The sequence below is a fragment of the Clostridium mediterraneense genome (assembly GCF_900091705.1).
In the GTDB taxonomy this organism is placed as follows: Bacteria; Bacillota; Clostridia; order Clostridiales; family Clostridiaceae; genus Sarcina; species Sarcina mediterraneense.
Map to the genome: position 1 here is coordinate 2,365,402 of NZ_LT594785.1, position 21,407 is coordinate 2,386,808.

A 21,407-nucleotide genomic window follows, 5' to 3' on the forward strand; every position below is an offset into this window, starting at 1 on the left:
ATCTTTAATAAAAATTATTTATTTTCTTTTAGCTCATTTATTAAATCTCTAAGCTGTGCAGCTCTTTCAAATTGAAGATTCTTAGCTGCATCTTTCATTTCCTTTTCATATTGTTTAATTAACTTATCAATAGGAATATTCTTTTCTTTTGCTTCTTCTTTTGCAACTTCATATTGTGATTTTTCTTCTGCCACTATTTCCTCTGAAACTTCTAATATATTTCTTATATCTTTTGAAACAGTAGTTGGAACAATTCCATGTTCCTTATTATATTCTTCTTGTATCGCTCTTCTTCTATTAGTTTCTTTAATAGATTTATCCATAGACTTTGTAATATTATCAGCATACATTATAACTTTACTTTCAGAATTTCTAGCTGCTCTACCTATTGTTTGTATAAGCGAAGTTTCTGATCTTAAGAATCCTTCCTTATCTGCATCTAAAATTGCAACAAGAGCTACTTCTGGAATATCAAGACCTTCTCTTAAAAGGTTAATTCCAACAAGTACATCAACTTCTCCAGTTCTAAGCTGCTTAATTATTTTCATTCTTTCAACTGTATCTATATCTGAGTGCATATATGTACACTTAATACCAAGCTCAGTAAAGTATTTAGTTAAATCTTCTGCCATTCTTTTTGTAAGTGTAGTAACAAGAGTTCTAAATCCTCTTTCTGTTGTTTTCTTAACTTCTGAATAAAGGTCATCAACTTGACTCATTGAAGGTCTAACCTCTATTATTGGATCTAAAAGACCTGTTGGTCTTATTATTTGTTCTGCAATATTTTCTGATTTATCAATTTCATATTCACCAGGAGTAGCACTTACATATACTACTTGATTTATCTTATCTTCAAACTCTTCAAACTTTAAAGGTCTATTATCTTTAGCTGAAGGCATTCTAAATCCATAATCAACTAAATTTTGCTTTCTTGATCTATCTCCACCATACATAGCTCTAACTTGAGGTAATGTAACATGGCTTTCATCAACAAACATTAGAAAATCATCTGGGAAATAGTCCATTAATGTTTCAGGTGGTGTTCCTGCTGGTCTACCATCAAGAATTCTTGAATAGTTTTCTATTCCTTGACAATATCCCATTTCTCTCATCATTTCTATATCATAATTTGTTCTTTGTTTAAGTCTTTGTGCTTCTAAAAGCTTACCTTCTGCATTAAGCTCTTTAAGTCTTTCTTCAAGTTCAATTTCAATTTCTTTTATTGCTCTTTCTAAAGTTTCACCTGAAGCAGCAAAGTGAGATGCTGGAGTAATTGCAACGTGTTTTCTAGTAGCAACTATATTTCCTGTTAAAACATCAAACTCCTTAATACTTTCAACTTCATCACCAAAGAACTCCACTCTAATTCCAGTTTCAGAAGAGTTAGCTGGAATTATATCTAAATTATCTCCTCTTACTCTAAATGTACCTCTAGCAAAATCAATATCATTTCTTTCATATTGAATTTCTATAAGTTTTCTAATAACTTCATCTCTATCTTTTATCATTCCAGGTCTTAAAGATATAGTAAGATTCTTGTATACTTCTGGGTTACCAAGTCCATATATACATGAAACAGAAGCAACAATAATTACATCTCTTCTTTCAAGAAGTGCAGCAGTAGCTGCGTGACGAAGCTTATCTATTTCATCATTGATAGAAGCATCTTTTTCAATAAAAGTATCTGTTTGAGCTATATAAGCCTCTGGTTGATAATAATCATAGTATGAAACAAAATATTCAACTATATTATCAGGGAAAAACTCTCTAAATTCTTCACAAAGCTGTGCTGCAAGAGTTTTATTATGAGCAAGAACTAAAGTTGGCTTTTGAGTTCTTTCAATTATATTAGCCATAGTAAAAGTTTTACCTGAACCAGTAACCCCAAGCAAAGTTTGACACTTCTTACCTTCATTTATTCCTTTAACTATACTATCTATTGCCTTTGGCTGATCACCCATAGGCTTAAATTTTGATTTTATTTTAAGCTCTTCCATCTCTCTTCCTCCTTACATAAATTTATGGGACATCTCAAATGAGACATCCCTTTAATTTAAAAATCTATTTTTTAATTGTCATATTTAAAATCTCGTTAAAGCTTTTTTGTTCCTTCTTTAGATTAATTTCAAAATCTTCTTTTGTAGGAACTAAAATTAATCCTAGTTTATCTTCATGTCTTAATTTTAATTGATATTTTCTAATCTTTCCATCATTTTTTTTAATTTCTACTTCTACTCTTCCATAATAATTATTTATAAGATGATAAAAATTATGTTCACTACTAGGTATTTTATCATTTACCTTATATATAATATCTCCTGATTCTATGCCTATTTCTTTAGCCTTCCCTTTATTACTAACATCTAAAACACAAATTCCTTCATTTGAAATAAAAATTTTCTCTCTCTTTTTTTCAAAATCTAATTGTAAGCTTAACATAAATTCATGTAATATAGGCATCAATATAAGTAAAAATATTTCTAAAACACCTTTCTCCTTAAATAAAAATGCTAATAAAATAATAATCGTTCCATAAGAAGCTACTAAAATACCCGATTCTAAGCTTTTTTTCTTTTTATTATATGTATATGTAGATGAGCTATAACCAATTATTCCAAACAGCCCCAAAATTGGACTAAGCCAATATCTACTTAATTTAAATCCACCATATATTTCACCATCAATAGTATTAAATATAGGCTGTGCTCCTCTACTTCCATCTAAAATAATTAAAACTGCTTCTATTATATGCATTACACCAACAAAAATAATTATATCTATAATTGCAATATTTAAAAATTTAGTCCCTCCAAAATATTTACCTATAATAAGTGATAAAATTCCTAATAACATACCTGAATATGAAAAACAAATAAATCTTTTTTTATATACCATAAGTGCAATTGATAAAATAAATATTAACTCTATTTTAGAATCCTCACTAAAGTTAATATTCAATAAATTTAAGATAATAATAGATATAAATCCTGCTAAAATTCCAATACCTAATTGAGATAATGTAAGTTCAAAGGGAGAATCTAATTCTCCCTTTAACTTCATTTTTGCTTCTTCATAAACTCTTCTATTTTTATAATAGAAAATTAAAGCTGTTAATAAAAATAAAAACATAGAATTTACCATTATATATGCTAATTCAAATATACTCTCTAATACCACTTCCATACTAACCCCTAATCTAACTTTCCATTCATAACTTCTATAGCTTTTTCAAATTGGGGATCTGCACTTCTACTATATTCTTTTTCTTTAAGCTCTGTTGGATATTCCACTTCTATATCTGGCTTAATTCCTGTTCCATGTATATTTTCTCCACTTGGAGTATAATACTTAGAAATAGTTACTTTTAAAGCTGAACCATCTTTTTGTTTTATAGGAACTTGAACTATTCCCTTTCCAAAAGTAGTAGTTCCAACTAAAGTACCAACCTTATAATCTCTTATTGCTCCTGAAACTATTTCTGATGCTGAGGCTGAACCCTCATCTATAAGAACTACTAAAGGCATATTATGTGCTATTCCACCAACAGATAGACTCTTTTCTTTGCTATCATATTTATCAATAGTTGAAACTATTGGCTCACCTTTCTTAATGAAATTAGAAACTACATCAACAGATTCTGTCATATAACCACCTGGGTTACCTCTTAAATCTAATACAAGACCTTTCATGCCTTTTTTCTCTAACTCTTCAAGCTTAGCCTTAAAATCTCTTCCTACATTTTCTTCAAAGGCTTTTATTTGTATATAACCAATATTATCATCAACCATTTCACCTTTAACATTTATAGTTTTGACAACATCCCTCATTACTTTTACATCCATTATCCCTTTATTAGGTCTTTCTATATTAAGAGTAATTTCTTCTTTAGTTTTACCCTTCATCATCTTAACAGCCTTATCCATATCATTTCCTGTTACAGAAACTCCATTTATTCCTCGAATTATGTCACCTGATTTAATACCAGCTTTATCTGCTGGTCCTTCTTCTACCGGAGAAACAACAACTATATTTTTATCTTTAACACCTACTTGTATTCCAACACCCATATACTCTCCAGAATTTTGCTCCATAAAAGAATCAAACTCTTCTTTATTCATATAATAAGTGTATGGGTCTCCCAAAGCCATTGTCATTCCTTTTATGGCTCCTTCAACTAATTTTTTTTCATCAATCTCACCATCATAATATTTATAAAGCTGTTCTCTCATACTAAATAAATCTTTATATTGCTCTATATTTTTCACTTCTTTAAATGATTTATTTAAATCCCCCTTAGTTGTCATAGGTAATATTCCCTTTGCTGTCAGTCTATTACCTAAAAATAATGCTACACAAAAAACTGCAGCAAAAATTAAAATACCCTTCCAATTACTATTAAAGCCTCTCTTTTTTTTGAGCTTAATGTTGCTACCACTAATATCACTCATATTTTCACCCCTTATTTAAAATAAAAAAAGCTTAAAATACTTTACCTTATTTCTAATTGTAAGTATTTTAAGCTTATTGTATACTATATTCCTAAATTATACATCTAAGAACTTTCTTAATGCAATTATACTTCCTATTGCTCCAATTAAGATACCTGCGATTATAAATTGCCATGACATCATTGTTAAGATGTAACTTGGATGTATAAATTGCATTGTATACATTCCTTTAAGGGCTGATTTAAATAATGCTGAATATCCTGCATAAATTATCGCAACAGCTAATACTGAACCTACTAGTCCAATAACTATACCTTCTATGACAAAAGGCCATCTAATAAACCAATCAGTAGCTCCAACAAATTTCATAATTCCTATTTCTCTTCTTCTTGAGTAAACAGTAATCTTAATAGTATTGATAATTAAGAATAATGAAACTCCAATAAGTACTATAAATAGAACTAATCCTACCCATTTAACTGTATTAGCAAATGAAGTAATTGTTTTGATCATCTCTTGGTCATTTCCTATTTGATCTATCCCTGCCATAAGCTGTCCATTTGGTGTAAGGTCTTTTTGTACAGTATCTGCAACCTCTGGTTGATCAAGTTGCACTGTATATGAATTTGGCAGTGGGTTATTTGACTCATTATAACCTGCTAAAATATCTGGATCACTAGCAAATTGAGCCTTAAAATTAGTTAAGGCTTGAGCCTTTGTTTCATATGTTACAGACTTAACGCCTGGTATTGACTTAATCTTTGCTTCTATAGCTGATTGTTCTGCTTGTGTTGCATTATCTTTTAAGAAAACTTTAATTTCTACTTTAGATTGTACATCTTGTACCCCAACACTTACATTTAATGCTGTTAATAAAAATGCTCCAAAAACTACTAAAGTAGTTAAAACAGTTGCTGCTGAAGCAATACTAATTGTCGCATTTCTTTTTAAACTTTTAAATGCATCAGATATAAAGTATAAAAAACTATTTGGCTTCATCTTCATATCCTCCCTTCTTAGCATCTCTTACAACTTCTCCCTTTTCTATAGCAATAACTCTCTTTCTCATTTCATCAACTATTTCTTTAGCATGAGTAGCCATTATTACTGTAGTACCAGCTTTATTTATGTCTTCAATTAAAGCCATAATTTCTTTAGCTGTTTCAGGGTCTAAGTTACCTGTAGGTTCGTCTGCTATAAGCACTTGAGGATTATTAACTATAGCTCTAGCTATAGAAACTCTTTGTTGCTCACCACCTGATAATTCATGTGGGAACATTTTATATTTATTTGATAATCCAACTAAAGAAAGAACCATTGGTACTCTCTTTCTTATTTCTTTTGGTGAAGCTTCAACAACTCTCATTGCAAAAGCTACATTTTCATAAACATTTAAAGTTGGTATTAGTCTAAAGTCTTGGAATATCATACCTATCTTTCTTCTATAGTATGGTATTGCTCTTCTTTTTACGCCACTAAGTTCTGTGTCATTCATAGTTATAGTTCCTGATGTTGGATCTACTTCTTTAAGTAACATTTTTATAAATGTTGATTTACCCGCTCCACTTGGTCCTACTAAAAATACAAACTCTCCTGTTTCAATAGTTACATCAACATTTGTTAAGGCTTTTACATTTTTATTATATATCTTAGAGACATTTTTAAATTGTATCATCTAAACACTCCTAACATTTTTTCATGTACCTTACATTTTCGATAATCAAATTTTTAATAATACTTGTCATTTTCCATCATTCTCAAACATTATAACACATTTTCTTTTAAAAGTTGAATTTTTTTGCCCCCTGTATTGTTTACTTTTCAACAAGGCTGTCAAATCCTTCCCCTAAAACTTCCTTTGCATCACTAACAGTTATAAACGCTTTATGGTCTATTTCTCTTATCTTATTCTTCAATGTAATGAATTGTTTTCCATGTACAACAACATATAATATATTTACTTTTTTATCAGAGTATGCTCCAGTTCCAATTAACTTTGTGCATCCTCTATCAATTTCATTAATTATATATTCTTGTATTTCTTTACTTTTTTCACTTATAATTATAACTTGCTTACATCCATTGAATCCTTCTATAAATTTATCAATTAAAATACCAGTGATTACACATGCTATTAACCCATATAAAGATTCTTCTATTCCAAAAGTTAATAAAGCTAAAATTATAACTACACAATCTGCTATTAATAAACACTTACCTATTTCTACACGAATATACTTATTAAGTATCTTAGCTATTATATCAGTTCCCCCTGTAGAAGAATTTTCATTAAATACCATAGCCATTCCAAATGCAGCTAAAGTACTTCCACAGATTATAGCTAAAACTGGATCTTTTGTAACTGCAAAGCCTGGAAATAATTTTTCTAATATAGCCAAGGTAAAAGAAAGTCCAAAAGATGCAAAAACACTTCTTGCAATAAATTCTCTTCCAATTAAAATAAACGCTAATATAAATAAAACAATATTAAAAATATTCATAACTAAAGCTGTTGATAAACCAGTATATGAATGTAATATTAGCGCAAATCCAGAAACTCCACCTGCTGCTATGTCGTTTGGATAATAAAAGAACTGTAACGCTACCGCTAAAATAATAATCCCAATAGTTATATTTAGGTATTTCTTAAAAACCAACTTATTCATGATTTCCCCCTTATCAGCTTAAAAGTTAGCCTTAGATTATATGTACCTAACTTTATATAAAGTATATTATAACCTAAATTTTAAAATTTTAGTTGTTGTTAAAAAAAATATAACAGTATGGTAAAATTTCATACTGTTATATTTATACTTTATTTATTTTTATTTTTTACTTTAATGAGATAGCTTTTTTTACAGCTTCAACTATATTTCCTGATGTTAATCCATAAGCCTTTAGAAGCTCATTTGGTTTTCCACTTTCACCAAATGTGTCTCTAACTCCCACTTTAACTACTGGAACTAGACATTCCTCTGATAAAGCTTCTGATACTGCTGAACCAAGTCCACCGATTATATTATGTTCTTCAACTGTAACAATAGCCTTTGTTTCCTTAGCAGCTTTAACTAATAAATTTACATCTAAAGGCTTTAATGTGTGTATATTTATAACTCTTGCACTTATACCGTCATTATTTAAAGCTTCTTGCGCTACAAGAGCTTCATCAACCATAATTCCAGTTGCTACTATAGTAACATCATTTCCGTCTCTAAGTTCTACACCTTTTCCTATTTCAAACTTATAAGTAGCTGGATCATTGATAACATTAACAGCTGCTCTTCCAAGTCTTACATAACAAGGTCCTTCATATTCAGCAATTGCTTTAATAGCTGCTTCTGTTTCAACAGCATCAGCTGGTGAAATAACAGTCATATTTGGTATAGCTCTCATTATAGCTAAATCTTCAATTGCTTGGTGTGAAGCTCCATCTTCTCCAACTGTAAGTCCTGCATGTGTTGCACATATCTTAACATTTAATCTTGGGTAACAAATTGAGTTTCTAATTTGTTCGAAAGCTCTACCTGCTGCAAACATAGCAAATGAACTAACAAAAGGAATTTTTCCACAAGTTGAAAGTCCTGCTGCTACACCCATCATATTAGCTTCAGCAATTCCCATATTTATAAATCTATCTGGGAACTCTTTTCCGAAATCTGCTGTCTTAGTTGATTTTGAAAGGTCTGCATCTAAAACCACTATTTTATCATTAACTTTTCCAAGCTCTGCTAAAGCTTTTCCATATGCTTCTCTTGTTGCTATCTTTGCCATCTTAGTTTTCGCCTCCTAATTCTTTTAATGCAATTTCACATTGTTCCTTACTTGGAGCTGTTCCATGCCATGATGCTTCATTTTCCATAAATGAAACTCCTTTTCCTTTAACTGTATTACATAAAATACATGTTGGTCTTCCTTTTGTACTCTTAGCCTTTTCAATAGCTCCTAGTATTTCTTCAAAATTATGACCATCTATAACAATCACTTCCCAATTAAAAGCTTCAAACTTTTTATCTATTGGAAGTGGACTCATAACTTTTTTAATATCTCCATCTATTTGAAGACCATTAAAATCAACAAATATTGTTAGATTATCTAGCTTGTAGTGAGCTGCTGACATAGCTGCTTCCCAAACTTGACCTTCTTCTAATTCTCCATCTCCTAAAAGTGCATACACCCTATAATCTTTTTTATCTAATTTTCCAGCAAGAGCCATTCCTACTGCTGTTGAGATTCCTTGACCTAAAGAACCTGTTGACATATCAACTCCTGATACATCATTCATATTTGGATGACCTTGTAACTTTGATCCAAACTTTCTTAATGTAACTAATTCATCTGGACTGAAAAATCCTTTTCTAGCTAAGGCACTATATAAAACTGGTGCTGTATGTCCTTTTGATAAAACAAATCTATCTCTATTAGGATTCTTTGGATCCTTAGGGTCTACATTCATTTCATCAAAATATAATGTTGTAACTATATCAGCCGCTGATAATGATCCACCTGGGTGACCTGATGCTGATTCTGTTAACATAGTAACAATATCTTTTCTGATAATTGTTGCCATACTCTTTAATTCTTCTATTCTTTTATTCATACTAGCCCTCCTACCTATTGATTAGGTTTAAGTTATTTATATTTTTAATTTTAATTGCAACTTTTTAGAATTTTATATTTTTATATTATCATATTTTTTATAAATTTCCTACCCAAAAAAGTTATTTATGTTTAACTTTATTAATTTTATCTTTTAATTAGAGTATTCTATATAAATAAATAGTATATATTTAAATCTTAAAAAGATATTTATTTAACAAAAAATACTCTTATTAATTTAAATAGTAATAAAATTCCGTTGATATATAACATAAAAAAAATATATCTAGCTATACTATTTATAATTATCAAAATAAAAGAAAAATATTTTGTAAAATTAAACAAAAAAAGAGCTACTCAAAATGAGTTAGCTCTTTTGCCACTTACTACAAAATTACTTTCTGATATAATTACTTTTTGATGCTATTTAACTCTAGATTTAAACTAATAATTAAAGCTTTATTTACTTTTTTCATATCTACATCTGTCATATGACCTATTTTTTCTTTTAATCTTCTTTTATCAAGAGTCCTCACTTGCTCTAAAAGAACTACCGAATCTCTATTAAGACCATATTCTTCTGAAGATATTTCAACATGAGTTGGTAATTTAGCTTTATTTATTTGTGATGTAATAGCTGCTACTATAACCGTAGGGCTATATCTATTACCGATATCATTTTGTATAATTATAACCGGTCTAATCCCTCCCTGCTCTGAACCAACAACTGGGCTTAGATCAGCATAAAAGATATCTCCTCTTTTTACATTTAAATTAGTCATTTATCTATCACACTCCGCAAAGCCACATCTCATAATATACACTATCCTGAAAATCAGCGATACTTGCCTCTTCAGCACACTTTAAATTAATTTCTCCCATTTCGACGTATCCCTTTTTCATCATTTCTAACATCTCTATATTATATGATATTAACGAATCATTATTTAATTGACATTTTTTTATCCCATATTCTAAATTACTAGTTTTCTTTAACTGCTTATGTGACACCATTATTCTCTCCTTTTTTTATATAATATTATTAAAAAGAGTTTATGTATGTTAAATTATATTACATTTTTTGTCACAAAGTCAAAAGATTCTTCTTTAGATTTCCTTGTTTTCATCAATTCTTTACAGATAGTTTCTTACCTTAACTATCTCTTCATTTTCTAAATACATTCTTGGTACTCTATTCTTTAGCATACATATTATCTCATAATTAATGGTTCCTATTAACTGAGCTATATCATCTGCATTAAATTTCACACCATTTTTTTCACCAATTAGAATAACTTCATCCCCAAGTTTTACACCTTCTATATCTGTAACATCAACCATACATTGATCCATACAAATACTTCCTATTACAGGTGCTAATTGTCCATTTATTATAACTTTAGCTTTTCCATTTAAAAGTCTTGTGTAACCATCTGCATAACCTATTGGTAAAGTTGCTACAATAGTTTCTCTTTCTGTCTTAAATCTTCTTCCATAGCTAATATACATATCCTTTTTAAGCTTTTTTAAATGAACTATATTTGTTTTTAAAGTTAGTGCTGGTTTTAAATCTAAACCATCTTTTTTAACTTCATCTGATGGATAATACCCATATGTTATTATTCCAGGTCTTACCGCATCTAAATATGTTTCTTCTAAGTCCATAATAGCTGCACTATTTGAACTATGCTTTAATGGGATATGTATTCCTCTTTCTTCTAATTTATCACAAAGATTTTTAAACTTTTTAAATTGTTCATTTGTATATGTCTTATCTAACTCATCTGCTACTGAAAAATGAGTAAATATTCCAACTACTTCTATTCCTGGTAATGAGCATACTTTAACTATGTCTTTAAAATCTTCTTCAGGTAAAAATCCTATTCTTCCCATACCAGTATCTACTGCTATATGTATTTTTGCTTTTGTATTTAATTTTAAAGCTTCTCTTGATAAAACCCTTGCATAATCTAAGTTATATACTGTTTGTTCTATATTTTGTTTTATAAGTTTTTCACTAAAAGTTAAAGGAGTATATCCAAGTATCATAATTTCAGCATCAATTCCAGCTTGTCTAAGTTCTAAAGCTTCTGTAATCACTGCAACTGCTAATTTGCTTGCACCTTCTTCTAATAAAACAGGAACAAGATCAACAGCTCCATGTCCATAAGCATCTGCCTTAACTACTGAAATAATTTTTTTATCGCCAGTTAACTTTCTAATTTCCCTCATATTATGTCTTATATAATCTAAATTAACTTCTGCCCAAACGGGTCTTATACTTTCCATAATTATTATCACCTCTGTCAACATTAGTATATCAAATATTCCATAAACCTTTAGAGAGTTTTATCTCTAAAGGTTTATATAATTATTTTTTATTTAAAATAAGATTGTTATAACTAACTACTACTCTCTCCTTCTCATTAATATCATATATAATTAATGATTCTGGTTGTTTAGTTTTGATGTTTACAGTAAAATGAATCTTAAAAAAGTTTTGATTATCACTATCTGTCTTAAATATTAATGTTAACTTTTCCTTTGTTTCATCATCTAACTTCTTTTCTACATCTTCTCCATTCAAATATCTTGGTAATTCATGAATTAAGAAAAATCTATAGAATTCATCATAACTTCTATCAACCTTATAGTGTCTATTCCCTTCAAAATAATTTATTTCTATACTGTCTTTAGTAAATAGTTGTTCTTTATCTTGTAAGGTAAGCTTTGCGCCTTTCTTTTTATCGTAGTCTATCTTTCCTTGTTCTGTAAATTCACCTCTAGAATTTTTAGTAGTATATGTAACATCTACTGTATACTTTGGTGCATCAATAATTGATGTTATTATCTTTTTCGGATCATCTTCCTGAGTTTTAGTACTAAATAAAGCTAAACCTCCAACAACACATAAAACTAGAACCACAATACCTATAAGTATCTTATTTTTCATATTTCCCCCAATGTAACGAACTTTACATTACATCTTATTCGGTTCTAATTATATTTATTACATAATTTATTTAAATTTCTCTAAAGTCCTTATCTCTTTAGAAATATTTTCAATAATATTAGTTGCCCTTACTGCATACATATCTTTACTTAATTTATCACCAACTAATCCATGTAAATATGCTGATAGCCTAGCTGAATCTAAAGAATCAAGTCCCTGTCCCATAAATGAAGCTATAATTCCTGTTAAACAATCACCCATTCCACCAGATGCCATTGCACTGTTCCCAGTAAAATTTACATATTTATAATTATTATGCTCCTTAGTTATTACAGTATTGTGTCCCTTTAGCAGAACTGTAATATTATATTTTTTAGAAAAATCATAAGCTATTTTTAATCTATTATCATTTACATATGCTATATCTCTATTTATAAGCCTTGCCATTTCTCCTGGATGTGGTGTTATAACTACATCTGCTTCTGTATTATTTAAAATATCTAAATTATCTTTAAGAACATTCAAGCCATCTGCATCAATAATTATTTTACCTTTATGATTTTTTAAAACATATTTTAAAAGTTCTAAAGTTTTCTCATTATTTCCAAGTCCAGGTCCTATAGCTATGCAGTCATAATTAGATATAATATTTTCAAATCTTTCTTTTTCTAAATTATAATCACAAGTCATAGCTTCTATAAATTTTGTTGAAATTATATTTTGTGTATATTCATCAGTACATAAAGTAACAAGTCCTGCTCCTGCTCTAACAGCTGATTCTGTAGCAATATAAGCTGCACCTGTAAATCCTTTACTCCCAGCAATTATTGCTACTTTACCATAAGTTCCTTTATGTCCATCTATATCCCTAGTAGGAATTAACTTAGCCATTTCATATTTATCAGAAATATTTGCTTCTTCTTCAAATTTACTTAGGACAAAATCTGGTATACCTATCTTTTCTACTTTAAGCTTTCCTATATATTTTCTGCATTTACTATTTATAAATGCATTTTTATAACAAACAAAACTTATAGTCTCATCACAAAGACAAGCAGCACCCATAATTTCTCCTGTATCACTATTAACTCCACTTGGAATATCAATAGCTATAACTTTTTTATTTGAAGCGTTAATCACTTTTATAACTTCTTTAAAAACACCCTCAATATTTCTAGTAAGCCCTATTCCGAAAATACTATCAATTATGATATTAGAGTTATCTATTTCTCTTGCAAAGAAGTTAATATCCTCATTTTTTTCTATGTAATAAATCTTCTGATTCATCTTTTCTAATATATTTTTATTGAGTTTAAAATCTTCTGTGCCTTTATCTTTATTTCCTACAACAAATATACTAGTATGTATTCCTCTAGCTATAAGCTGTCTTGCTACTGCAAGGCCATCTCCTCCATTATTTCCTACACCACAAACTATAACAAAACTATTATTATGTAATTCTAAGTTCGATATTACACTAAGTGCAGCATTCTCCATTAGAATATTAGATGGAATTCCAAGCACTGATATACAATAATTATCTATCTGTTTTATTTGCTCTGCTCTAAAAATTTTCATACTTGTCCCCTTCTAAAATTACATAAGATATAGCATTCCCTTTATTATGAGATATACTTATATGAAATTTATAATTTTTAATGCCTCTTTCCCTAAGGATTTTATCAATTTTATCACTTACTACTACTAAAGGTTTTCCTAAATCGTCTCTTAATATTTCTACATCTTTCAGTGAAAATCCTCTAAAACCAGTTCCTATAGCTTTACTTACAGATTCTTTTGATGAAAAATTACCTGCTATAGTTTCAGCTTTAAACTTTTTTTCTTCAAAATATATTATTTCTTTTTCTGAAAAATTTCTACTTAAGAAACCCTTAGTTCTATCAATTGCCTTTTGAATCCTATCAATCTCTATAATGTCTGTTCCTATACCAAAAATCATATTTTCTCCTTAAATATATCTAGCTATAAACTAATACTGTTTCTTCATTAAGATTTTCAATATATTTATCTACATATTCACCTAGAACATCTACTAGATGTATTGGAGATACAATATTGTCTGCTAATAAATTTAATAATTCTATTGCCTTTTCTTCATTTCTAGATATATATTTTATTAAATCTCTTTCTATATTTATTAGACTCTCATTAGAAAAATCAAATCTTTCTACTTCTATACCATATATTTTATCATTCTCAAACATATTTTGTACTAATCTATAAGAATATTGATATTTTAAATTATTTTGTTCTACTAGCTTCACTACATTTCTAATTATCTTCATTAAATATCTCCCCTTAAATCTATAAACTTCTAAGTTTATATACATAATACCACTTGTATACAAAAAATACTGTCAAACCATGCAATAAAAAAAATTTTTAAGTTGACAACTCTCACGGTTTTATCTTATTTTTCAGTAATTTATAAGTGATTTTGGTAATTTTAGGGCATTTATATAAAATATTATGTCGTTTTATAAAATACTTACTAAATATATTCTTTCATTGTAAATAGTTATATATATTAGTAACATTTCATAGTATATATACATAAAGTTATAAAAAATTTCGTCTTTTTATAATATCATTTTTCCATTTTTTACTGTATAATATAATTGTTATTTATCAATTATATTTGTTAATTAAGTATTATTATTGAGAGGGGGAAGCTATTATTTATATAAAATGATAGCTATATTGGTATGAAATCTTTAAAAATTAAAAATGATTTATATTGGGTTGGTGCTCTTGATCCTGAATTAAGAGTTTTTGATATCATAATGCACACACCATATGGAACTACTTACAATTCATATGTTGTTAAAGGTAGTGAAAAAACTGCTGTTATCGAAACAGTAAAAGTAGAATTTTTCGAACAATATCTAGAAAGACTTAAAGACTTAGAAGTAAATTTAAAAGAGTTATCCTACATAGTAGTTAACCACACAGAACCTGACCATGCTGGATCTGTTGCTAAACTTTTAACTCTTGCTCCAAATGCTAAAGTAGTTGGTTCTCCAATAGCTATTAAATATTTAAAAGCTATTACTAATACTGATTTTGAATATATTGAAGTAAGAGAAGGAGCTACTCTTTCATTAGGAGATAAAACTCTTAAATTCTTATCAGTTCCAATGCTTCATTGGCCTGATTCAATGTATACTTATGTAGAAGAAGATAAAACTTTATTTACTTGTGACTCTTTCGGAAGTCATTATTCATTTGACGGTGTATTCAATGATTTAATAGAAAATAAAGAAGATTACTTAGATGCTTTAAAATATTACTTTGATTGCATCATGGGACCTTTCAAACCATTTATGTTAAAAGCAATTAATAAGATTGAAAAATTAGATATAGATACAATTTGTCCAGGCCATGGACCTGTTCTTAGATCTAATCCATTTGAAGTAGTCAATAAGTGTAAAGAATGGTGTCAACCAGTTAAGAAAAATGAAGTTAAGAAAATAGTTATTCCTTATGTTACAGCTTATGGTTATACAGAAGTTATTGCAAAAGAAATTGTTAAAGGAATTGAATCAAAAGGAAACTTTGATATTAAATTATTAAATGTTATCGAACATGATTTAAATGATGTAGTTGCTGAGGTTGCATCTTCTGATGCATTTATCTGTGGTTCACCTACTATTTTAGCAGATATGTTAGAACCAATTAGAGAACTTCTTACAAAACTTAATCCTGTAATCCACGGTGGAAAATATGCAGGTGCTTTTGGTTCATATGGTTGGAGTGGAGAAGCTGTTCCAAGAATAGATACAAGACTTGCTGAATTAAAAATGAAAACTGTTGCTCCAAGTATAAATATTAACTTCAAACCTTCAGAAAAAGAACTAGAAGAATCATTTAATTATGGTGTAGCTTTTGCTGATGTTTTAATGAAATAAATAAAAAATTAGAGTAATTCAAAAGAATTACTCTAATTTTTTTATATTAAACTTCCCTTTTTTCTTCTAATTTTTTATTCATGTTTATTTTTCTAAATTCATCTACTGATACTTCTATAAAATATCTTCTTTTGCCTTCATTATCTTCATAATTTTTTGTTATAACTCTTCCACTTAAAGTTATAGTATCACCTTTTTTAAGGTATTCACAAGCAATTTCTGCTTTCTTTTCCCACATTATTAAAGGTATGAAATCTGATTTTCTTTCTCCATCTGAAGACTTATATTCTCTTTTTACCGCAATGGTAAATTTGGTATACACCTTTCCACTTGACTCTACTGTTCTTAGCTCTGGATCTCTAACTAATCGTCCTAATAATACTATCTTATTCATCTTAATACCCTCCTAATTAAGTTCATTTAAAATTCTATCCACATAGAAAATTTATATACAACTTATTAGAAAGAATATTTAAATTATTTATCTACTAAAAAGGCATTTACCTCTCCACCTAGAATTAATATAAATGAGGTCAAGAATATCCAAGTCATTAATATAAATACTGCTCCAAGACTTCCATAAAATCTAGAGTAGTTTCCAAAGTGATTAACATAATAAGCAAAGGCTGATGACACTCCAATCCAACCAAGAGTTGTAAAAGCAGCTCCTGGAATTGCATTTATCCATCCTATTCTTCTACATGGAATTAATGAATATATAGCTGAGAATGATAACACCATAACTACTGTTAATACTATATTTTTTGTAATTGACCATATATCTATTACTACTTCTGGATTATTGAAATATTTTAGTATAAATATATTTATGTAGTTACCAAATACAAGTAAGAATAGTGTTGCTACTATAATAAGTGCAAGCATTAAAACAGTAAAAATTGATATTAATCTAACTTTTATAAATGATCTCTTTTCTTCTATTCCATAAGCTTTATTTAACCCTCTAATAACGGCTGAGAAACCTGATGATGAAGTCCAAATAGCTAAAAGAATACTTAACCATAATAGTCCAGCTTGTTGAGTATCTATAACAGAAATAACTGTCGTTCTTATAAGATCAAACGCCTGGATTGGTAATACTTTCTTTAAAAGTGATAAAACAACCTCACTATCTAAATCACTATAACCAATTAAAGTCATGGTAAATATTAAGAATGGAAAGAATGAAAGAATCAAATTATATGCTAGTTGTGATGCAAGTGCATATATATCATCATCTATTATCTTTTTGATGAAAGTTAACAGTGATTTTGGTATTTTACGTATAATCTTTTTCATCATATGTCCACCTATTGTTTTATTTTTATTTTGCACAATATCATTATATGCATACTATAAATTGTTAACAACTTCTATATTATTATACTATAAATACATTAATTATTAACACATTGAATATTATATATACATAGAAAATGTACAGGAGGCTATTATTTTGAAGAAAATTTTTTTAAATATTCTTTTATTTTCACTGTTATTTATCATTGTATTTTTATCTTCATTTGGATTTGCTTTTTTAAAAAATTTAGATAGTAAAGATTTCGCAAAAGATGATATATCTTTAGGTATACAAAATAATGATATAGATGATTCTGTTATAAATATAGCTTTATTCGGTCTTGATAATAGAGACTCTCAAAAAAATGGCCGTTCTGATTCTATAATGGTTGCTTCTTTTGATAGAAAACATAATAAATTAAAATTAATTTCTCTTATGAGAGATAGCTATGTAGAAATTGATAATCATGGTTCAGACAAACTTAATCATGCCTATGCTTTAGGAGGTCCAAGCCTTGCTATAAAAACTATAAATCAAAATTTTGGACTTAATATTAGAGACTATGTATCAGTTAACTTTACTGATTTAGCTTATATTATAAATAATTTAGGTGGAATTGAAATAAATATTAAAGATTATGAAGTCACTGAATTTAATAAGTATATAGATGATGTTCAAGCTGTAACTGGCTTAAAATCTAATCATATAGAAGCTGCTGGAGTTCAAACACTAAATGGAGTACAAGCTGTTGCCTACGCTAGAATAAGATATGTAGGTAATGGTGATTATGAAAGAACTGAAAGACAAAGAAATGTCCTTAGTGCTATTTTTAATAAGGCAAAAAGTCTTAGTATTCCTAAGTTTACTTCTCTTGCATCTGATAGTTTAAATTATATTGAAACAAGCCTTAGTGCAACAGATACTATAAGTCTTGGTACTAAAGTTATTACTTCTGGAATAAATACAGTAGAACAAGAACGATTTCCAACAAATCAAAACTCAAAAGGAGAAATGATAGATAATATTTGGTATCTAACTTTTGATAAAAATAAAACAAAAGAACAAATTTTAAATTATTTAAATGAAGATATAAAACCTGTCCAATAAGCTATATAATATATATTGTAAGTTTAGTTATAAAGAAGGGGATGAAAAAATGATTTTTACTTTAAAAAATGATTTTTTAACTATAACTGCTCATAAGCATGGTGGAGAGCTTCATAGTATAAAATCAAATAAGGATAATACTGAATTTTTATGGAATGGAAACCCTGAATACTGGAAATATCATGCTCCAGTTCTCTTCCCAATAGTAGGTAAAGTTAAAGATGGAAAATATAAAGTTGATGGTGAAACTTATGAATTACCACAACATGGACTAGCTAGAGTTCGTGAATTTGAAATGATAAATCAAGCAGAAAATAGTATTAGTTTTGAACTTAAATATTCTGATGATACTTTAAAGGTTTATCCTTATAAGTTTTCATTAATAATTACTTATATACTTGAAGGTAAAACAGTCAAAACTTGTTATGAAGTTAAAAACTTAGATGATAAAGTAATAAACTTCTCTATTGGTGCTCATCCAGCTTATATGTGTCCTATAATGAGTAATGAAAATTTAAATGATTATTATTTTGAGTTTAATCAAAAAGAAATTGCTTCTTTAATGCCTTTAAATACAGCAACTGGACTTTTCATTCATGATCGTAAAGAATTTTTAAATAATGCAAATAAGATTTCTATATCAAAAGAATTATTTAAAGATGATGCTCTAGTATTTGAAAGTTCAAAGCTTAACTCAAATACTATAAGTGTTAAATCAAAAAATCATTCTAAATATATAGAATTTGATTTTACTGGTTTCCCATACCTTGGACTTTGGGCTCCAGCTACTGGTGCACCTTTCCTTTGTATAGAACCTTGGTTTGGACATGCTGATTACGAAGATTTTAATGATGAGTTTAAAAATAAAGAAGGAGTTCTTAGCTTAAATATAGGTGAAAGCTTTAAATCAACTTATGCTGTAACTATACACGAATAAGTTTTATAAAATAAAACCCTGTTAATCTAGATTAACAGGGTAATTTTTATATATAAACATCAAACTTTTTTTCTTTTTTCTTTTTAATTATTTCATCTAAAGTACATGGCTCTAAATCATTAACATCTACCCCTACATTAAATGCATTTTCTTTTTCATAAATCTGAAAACTTTCCTTACTTCTCATATTATGAACGTGACCGTATAAATGTATGGTTCCTTTATTTTTATTATTCCATTCTATTATGGGAAAATGGAATAATACTAAGTCTCTTCCAGCATCTTTTATCTCTAAATAATTATATATACCATCAAAATATTTCTCTAAGCTTTTATCCTTAAGCCAATCTTCATGGTTACCTTTTATTAAAATCTTATTTCCATTTAATCTTTTAAGATAAATTTCTGGAGATTTATCAAATTTATTAAACATATCTCCTAATATATAAACTGTATCTAAATCACTAACTTTACTATTCCATATTTTTATTAAACCTTCATTCATTTCTTCTACACTATCAAAAGGTCTTTTTGAATATTTTATAACATTAGCATGCCCAAAATGTATATCTGAAGTATAAAAAATCTTACTCATCAAATCACTCCTCACCAATATTAGTCATTACAATATATAATTATTATTATAAATAAATTTTTAAATATTCATGATTATATATTGTGGCTCTATCTTATCTGCTAGCCAAACCTCTTCATTTATCTTATAAAAATTCACACCATTCTTCCAAGCTCTTAAAGCATCTATTTTCAATATAACTATATCTTTAGAATATCTTTTTGCTACGCTCTTTGCCATATCCTCTGATGTTGTTAAATGAACATACTGTCTTTCTAATGATAATAGACCTTCTTTCATTATATTTTCTATATTTTTCATTGGAGTACCATGTAATAAAACTTTAGGTGGTTGTATAGCTTGATGTACTATCTTTTCTTCCCTACTATGTCCATATAAAGCTCTTATTTTATCTCCACTAATTTCAAATCTTTTCTTTGATGAATTATCTATTATTTTTTGTATATCAGATTCCTTAACAGAATTAAATCCACCTTCATTATTTAAAACAAATAATAAATTATTTATATTAGTCCATCCTTGACTATCAAACTTTAAATTTTCATTATCTGAATGTCTTAATAAAAATGATATATATTTACTTAGCTTTTCATTACTCATTTCGCTACTCCTCTATATTATATTTAAATCTTGTTTTACCTATTAAATAAAAATAATATCAATAGCTTAATATTGATGTTATTCCCTAACTATTTCTTAGAATTAACTTTACATTGCTATTACCATATATCCTGCTCCTATCCATATGGTAATAGCAACTAATAAAATGATTATACCTATCACTATTAAAGTCCAAAAAATAAACTCATACATTAGTAAAAGTTTTCCTTTGTAGTATTAAGTTATTTTTAACAACTTAATACTATAATATCACTTTCCAATTATTAATTAAAATCTCTATTTTTATAAATTCTAAAAAATACAAAAACACCATATATATATTGCCATCAATTAATTAATTATTATCTAATACTAAATAATATAAAAATAAATATTAGATAAAAAAATACTTGATGATATAAAGATTTATAATTAAGTACCGATATTATTTGAATAAAAGAGATTTATATTTAAATTGTAGAGAGTAAATAAAAATTAAAATATTAATTTTTAAATTTGTTACATAGAAAAATATGATTTTTGATAAATAAAGAAATGAAAATTATTTAATGTAGAAAGGTTTAAACACTATGAAAAAAAGAGTTTTAATAGGATTTATTATATTTGGTTTCCTATCATTTATAAGTTTTAATAATATTAATTCATTAAAAGTGATTAGATCAGAAATGATTCAAAAATTTAAGGAAAAAGAAGAAATCATAAATTTAGAAGCTAAAGTTGGATTAGAACATTTATTAGGTTTGAATACAAAGAAAATGTCCTCATTAATTCTTAATTCAGATGAGTACATATCTGCAAGGAAAACTAAAATTAATGTAGATATTCTAAATAAGGATATTATTTATAAAATTATTGAAAGAAATAAATATTTAACTGATATTCAAACTAGAAAAACACCTAATACCTAATATAAATTTATGT

At 27.8% G+C, this 21,407-nt stretch carries 23 protein-coding genes; 4 read left to right on the forward strand and 19 right to left on the reverse strand.

The window, feature by feature from the left end:
• Positions 1-14: 14 nt before the first annotated feature.
• The 15 genes from uvrB to BN8917_RS12810 all read right to left on the reverse strand — a co-directional run bounded on the left by uvrB (position 15) and on the right by BN8917_RS12810 (position 14,303).
• Entirely contained in the window at positions 15-1,997 is a 1,983-nt protein-coding gene (uvrB, locus tag BN8917_RS12740; protein ID WP_066874947.1) for an excinuclease ABC subunit UvrB, read from the reverse strand.
• A gap of 64 nt (positions 1,998-2,061) precedes the next feature.
• Positions 2,062-3,183: a hypothetical protein gene (locus BN8917_RS12745; protein WP_066874948.1), complete on the reverse strand. Its 1,122-nt coding sequence runs from the start codon at positions 3,181-3,183 to the stop codon at positions 2,062-2,064.
• Between the two features lie 8 nt (positions 3,184-3,191).
• Positions 3,192-4,448: a S41 family peptidase gene (locus BN8917_RS12750; RefSeq protein WP_066874950.1), complete on the reverse strand. Its 1,257-nt coding sequence runs from the start codon at positions 4,446-4,448 to the stop codon at positions 3,192-3,194.
• Between the two features lie 96 nt (positions 4,449-4,544).
• Complete coding sequence (gene ftsX / locus BN8917_RS12755) at positions 4,545-5,447, reverse strand: permease-like cell division protein FtsX (protein ID WP_066874952.1); 903 nt, start codon at positions 5,445-5,447, stop codon at positions 4,545-4,547.
• Positions 5,434-6,123, reverse strand: coding sequence for a cell division ATP-binding protein FtsE (gene ftsE, locus BN8917_RS12760; RefSeq protein ID WP_066874954.1), 690 nt, complete (start codon positions 6,121-6,123; stop codon positions 5,434-5,436). Before ftsE ends, ftsX begins: the two co-directional genes overlap by 14 nt.
• 139 nt (positions 6,124-6,262) lie before the next feature.
• The gene (locus BN8917_RS12765) at positions 6,263-7,114 is read right to left on the reverse strand and encodes a YitT family protein (protein ID WP_066874957.1); all 852 of its coding nucleotides are present in this window, start codon (positions 7,112-7,114) and stop codon (positions 6,263-6,265) included.
• A 166-nt stretch (positions 7,115-7,280) separates the two neighbouring features.
• Positions 7,281-8,219 carry a transketolase family protein gene (locus BN8917_RS12770; protein ID WP_066874959.1) on the reverse strand — a complete coding sequence of 313 codons (939 nt, stop codon included), beginning with the start codon at positions 8,217-8,219 and terminating at the stop codon, positions 7,281-7,283.
• Position 8,220: 1 nt separating this feature from the next.
• Positions 8,221-9,045 carry a transketolase gene (locus BN8917_RS12775; protein ID WP_066874961.1) on the reverse strand — a complete coding sequence of 275 codons (825 nt, stop codon included), beginning with the start codon at positions 9,043-9,045 and terminating at the stop codon, positions 8,221-8,223.
• A gap of 409 nt (positions 9,046-9,454) precedes the next feature.
• A complete protein-coding gene (locus BN8917_RS12780; RefSeq protein WP_066874963.1) occupies positions 9,455-9,826 on the reverse strand; it encodes a type II toxin-antitoxin system PemK/MazF family toxin in 372 nt (123 codons plus the stop codon).
• Between the two features lie 7 nt (positions 9,827-9,833).
• A complete protein-coding gene (locus BN8917_RS12785) occupies positions 9,834-10,058 on the reverse strand; it encodes a hypothetical protein (protein ID WP_066874964.1) in 225 nt (74 codons plus the stop codon).
• A gap of 120 nt (positions 10,059-10,178) precedes the next feature.
• Positions 10,179-11,333 (reverse strand): alanine racemase, encoded by a 1,155-nt coding sequence (alr, locus tag BN8917_RS12790; RefSeq protein WP_066874966.1) that lies wholly within the window; start codon positions 11,331-11,333, stop codon positions 10,179-10,181.
• An 82-nt stretch (positions 11,334-11,415) separates the two neighbouring features.
• Positions 11,416-11,997 carry a germination lipoprotein GerS-related protein gene (locus BN8917_RS12795; protein ID WP_066874968.1) on the reverse strand — a complete coding sequence of 194 codons (582 nt, stop codon included), beginning with the start codon at positions 11,995-11,997 and terminating at the stop codon, positions 11,416-11,418.
• Between the two features lie 66 nt (positions 11,998-12,063).
• Entirely contained in the window at positions 12,064-13,575 is a 1,512-nt protein-coding gene (locus BN8917_RS12800) for a bifunctional ADP-dependent NAD(P)H-hydrate dehydratase/NAD(P)H-hydrate epimerase (protein WP_066874970.1), read from the reverse strand.
• Positions 13,562-13,957, reverse strand: coding sequence for a holo-ACP synthase (gene acpS, locus BN8917_RS12805; protein WP_066874972.1), 396 nt, complete (start codon positions 13,955-13,957; stop codon positions 13,562-13,564). Before acpS ends, BN8917_RS12800 begins: the two co-directional genes overlap by 14 nt.
• A gap of 19 nt (positions 13,958-13,976) precedes the next feature.
• The gene (locus tag BN8917_RS12810) at positions 13,977-14,303 is read right to left on the reverse strand and encodes a DUF6514 family protein (RefSeq protein ID WP_066874973.1); all 327 of its coding nucleotides are present in this window, start codon (positions 14,301-14,303) and stop codon (positions 13,977-13,979) included.
• Between the two features lie 420 nt (positions 14,304-14,723).
• Here BN8917_RS12810 and BN8917_RS12815 point away from each other — a divergent pair, with 420 nt between their 5' ends.
• The gene (locus BN8917_RS12815) at positions 14,724-15,926 is read left to right on the forward strand and encodes an FprA family A-type flavoprotein (protein ID WP_066874975.1); all 1,203 of its coding nucleotides are present in this window, start codon (positions 14,724-14,726) and stop codon (positions 15,924-15,926) included.
• Between the two features lie 46 nt (positions 15,927-15,972).
• Here BN8917_RS12815 and BN8917_RS12820 read toward each other — a convergent pair whose 3' ends face one another.
• Together BN8917_RS12820 and BN8917_RS12825 are read right to left on the reverse strand one after the other, a co-directional pair.
• Positions 15,973-16,320 (reverse strand): single-stranded DNA-binding protein, encoded by a 348-nt coding sequence (locus tag BN8917_RS12820; RefSeq protein WP_066874977.1) that lies wholly within the window; start codon positions 16,318-16,320, stop codon positions 15,973-15,975.
• Positions 16,321-16,403: 83 nt separating this feature from the next.
• On the reverse strand, positions 16,404-17,228 hold the full coding sequence (locus BN8917_RS12825; protein WP_066874983.1) for a YihY/virulence factor BrkB family protein: 825 nt from the start codon (positions 17,226-17,228) through the stop codon (positions 16,404-16,406).
• A 154-nt stretch (positions 17,229-17,382) separates the two neighbouring features.
• Here BN8917_RS12825 and BN8917_RS12830 point away from each other — a divergent pair, with 154 nt between their 5' ends.
• Positions 17,383-18,333, forward strand: a complete 951-nt coding sequence (locus BN8917_RS12830) for an LCP family protein (RefSeq protein WP_096030724.1) — start codon at positions 17,383-17,385, stop codon at positions 18,331-18,333.
• Positions 18,334-18,382: 49 nt separating this feature from the next.
• Positions 18,383-19,270 (forward strand): aldose 1-epimerase family protein, encoded by an 888-nt coding sequence (locus BN8917_RS12835; protein WP_066874987.1) that lies wholly within the window; start codon positions 18,383-18,385, stop codon positions 19,268-19,270.
• 46 nt (positions 19,271-19,316) lie between these two features.
• Here BN8917_RS12835 and BN8917_RS12840 read toward each other — a convergent pair whose 3' ends face one another.
• Positions 19,317-19,865, reverse strand: coding sequence for a metallophosphoesterase (locus tag BN8917_RS12840; RefSeq protein ID WP_066874989.1), 549 nt, complete (start codon positions 19,863-19,865; stop codon positions 19,317-19,319).
• Positions 19,866-19,925: 60 nt separating this feature from the next.
• Entirely contained in the window at positions 19,926-20,465 is a 540-nt protein-coding gene (locus BN8917_RS12845) for an RNA 2'-phosphotransferase (RefSeq protein ID WP_066874991.1), read from the reverse strand.
• 590 nt (positions 20,466-21,055) lie between these two features.
• Between BN8917_RS12845 and BN8917_RS12850 the strand changes: the two genes are divergently transcribed.
• Positions 21,056-21,394 carry a hypothetical protein gene (locus tag BN8917_RS12850; RefSeq protein ID WP_066874993.1) on the forward strand — a complete coding sequence of 113 codons (339 nt, stop codon included), beginning with the start codon at positions 21,056-21,058 and terminating at the stop codon, positions 21,392-21,394.
• The last annotated feature ends 13 nt before the right edge of the window (positions 21,395-21,407 follow it).

Coding starts and splice junctions, on each gene's coding strand:
- BN8917_RS12780 (WP_066874963.1), bottom strand. CDS start 9,826: ATGACTAATTTAAATGTAAAAAGAGGAGATATCTTTTATGCTGATCTA.
- BN8917_RS12785 (WP_066874964.1), bottom strand. CDS start 10,058: ATGGTGTCACATAAGCAGTTAAAGAAAACTAGTAATTTAGAATATGGG.
- BN8917_RS12815 (WP_066874975.1), top strand. CDS start 14,724: ATGAAATCTTTAAAAATTAAAAATGATTTATATTGGGTTGGTGCTCTT.
- BN8917_RS12795 (WP_066874968.1), bottom strand. CDS start 11,997: ATGAAAAATAAGATACTTATAGGTATTGTGGTTCTAGTTTTATGTGTT.
- BN8917_RS12850 (WP_066874993.1), top strand. CDS start 21,056: ATGAAAAAAAGAGTTTTAATAGGATTTATTATATTTGGTTTCCTATCA.
- ftsX (WP_066874952.1), bottom strand. CDS start 5,447: ATGAAGCCAAATAGTTTTTTATACTTTATATCTGATGCATTTAAAAGT.
- BN8917_RS12765 (WP_066874957.1), bottom strand. CDS start 7,114: ATGAATAAGTTGGTTTTTAAGAAATACCTAAATATAACTATTGGGATT.
- uvrB (WP_066874947.1), bottom strand. CDS start 1,997: ATGGAAGAGCTTAAAATAAAATCAAAATTTAAGCCTATGGGTGATCAG.
- BN8917_RS12825 (WP_066874983.1), bottom strand. CDS start 17,228: ATGATGAAAAAGATTATACGTAAAATACCAAAATCACTGTTAACTTTC.
- BN8917_RS12820 (WP_066874977.1), bottom strand. CDS start 16,320: ATGAATAAGATAGTATTATTAGGACGATTAGTTAGAGATCCAGAGCTA.
- BN8917_RS12775 (WP_066874961.1), bottom strand. CDS start 9,045: ATGAATAAAAGAATAGAAGAATTAAAGAGTATGGCAACAATTATCAGA.
- ftsE (WP_066874954.1), bottom strand. CDS start 6,123: ATGATACAATTTAAAAATGTCTCTAAGATATATAATAAAAATGTAAAA.
- alr (WP_066874966.1), bottom strand. CDS start 11,333: ATGGAAAGTATAAGACCCGTTTGGGCAGAAGTTAATTTAGATTATATA.
- acpS (WP_066874972.1), bottom strand. CDS start 13,957: ATGATTTTTGGTATAGGAACAGACATTATAGAGATTGATAGGATTCAA.
- BN8917_RS12750 (WP_066874950.1), bottom strand. CDS start 4,448: ATGAGTGATATTAGTGGTAGCAACATTAAGCTCAAAAAAAAGAGAGGC.
- BN8917_RS12800 (WP_066874970.1), bottom strand. CDS start 13,575: ATGAAAATTTTTAGAGCAGAGCAAATAAAACAGATAGATAATTATTGT.
- BN8917_RS12745 (WP_066874948.1), bottom strand. CDS start 3,183: ATGGAAGTGGTATTAGAGAGTATATTTGAATTAGCATATATAATGGTA.
- BN8917_RS12810 (WP_066874973.1), bottom strand. CDS start 14,303: ATGAAGATAATTAGAAATGTAGTGAAGCTAGTAGAACAAAATAATTTA.
- BN8917_RS12845 (WP_066874991.1), bottom strand. CDS start 20,465: ATGAGTAATGAAAAGCTAAGTAAATATATATCATTTTTATTAAGACAT.
- BN8917_RS12835 (WP_066874987.1), top strand. CDS start 18,383: ATGATTTTTACTTTAAAAAATGATTTTTTAACTATAACTGCTCATAAG.
- BN8917_RS12770 (WP_066874959.1), bottom strand. CDS start 8,219: ATGGCAAAGATAGCAACAAGAGAAGCATATGGAAAAGCTTTAGCAGAG.
- BN8917_RS12840 (WP_066874989.1), bottom strand. CDS start 19,865: ATGAGTAAGATTTTTTATACTTCAGATATACATTTTGGGCATGCTAAT.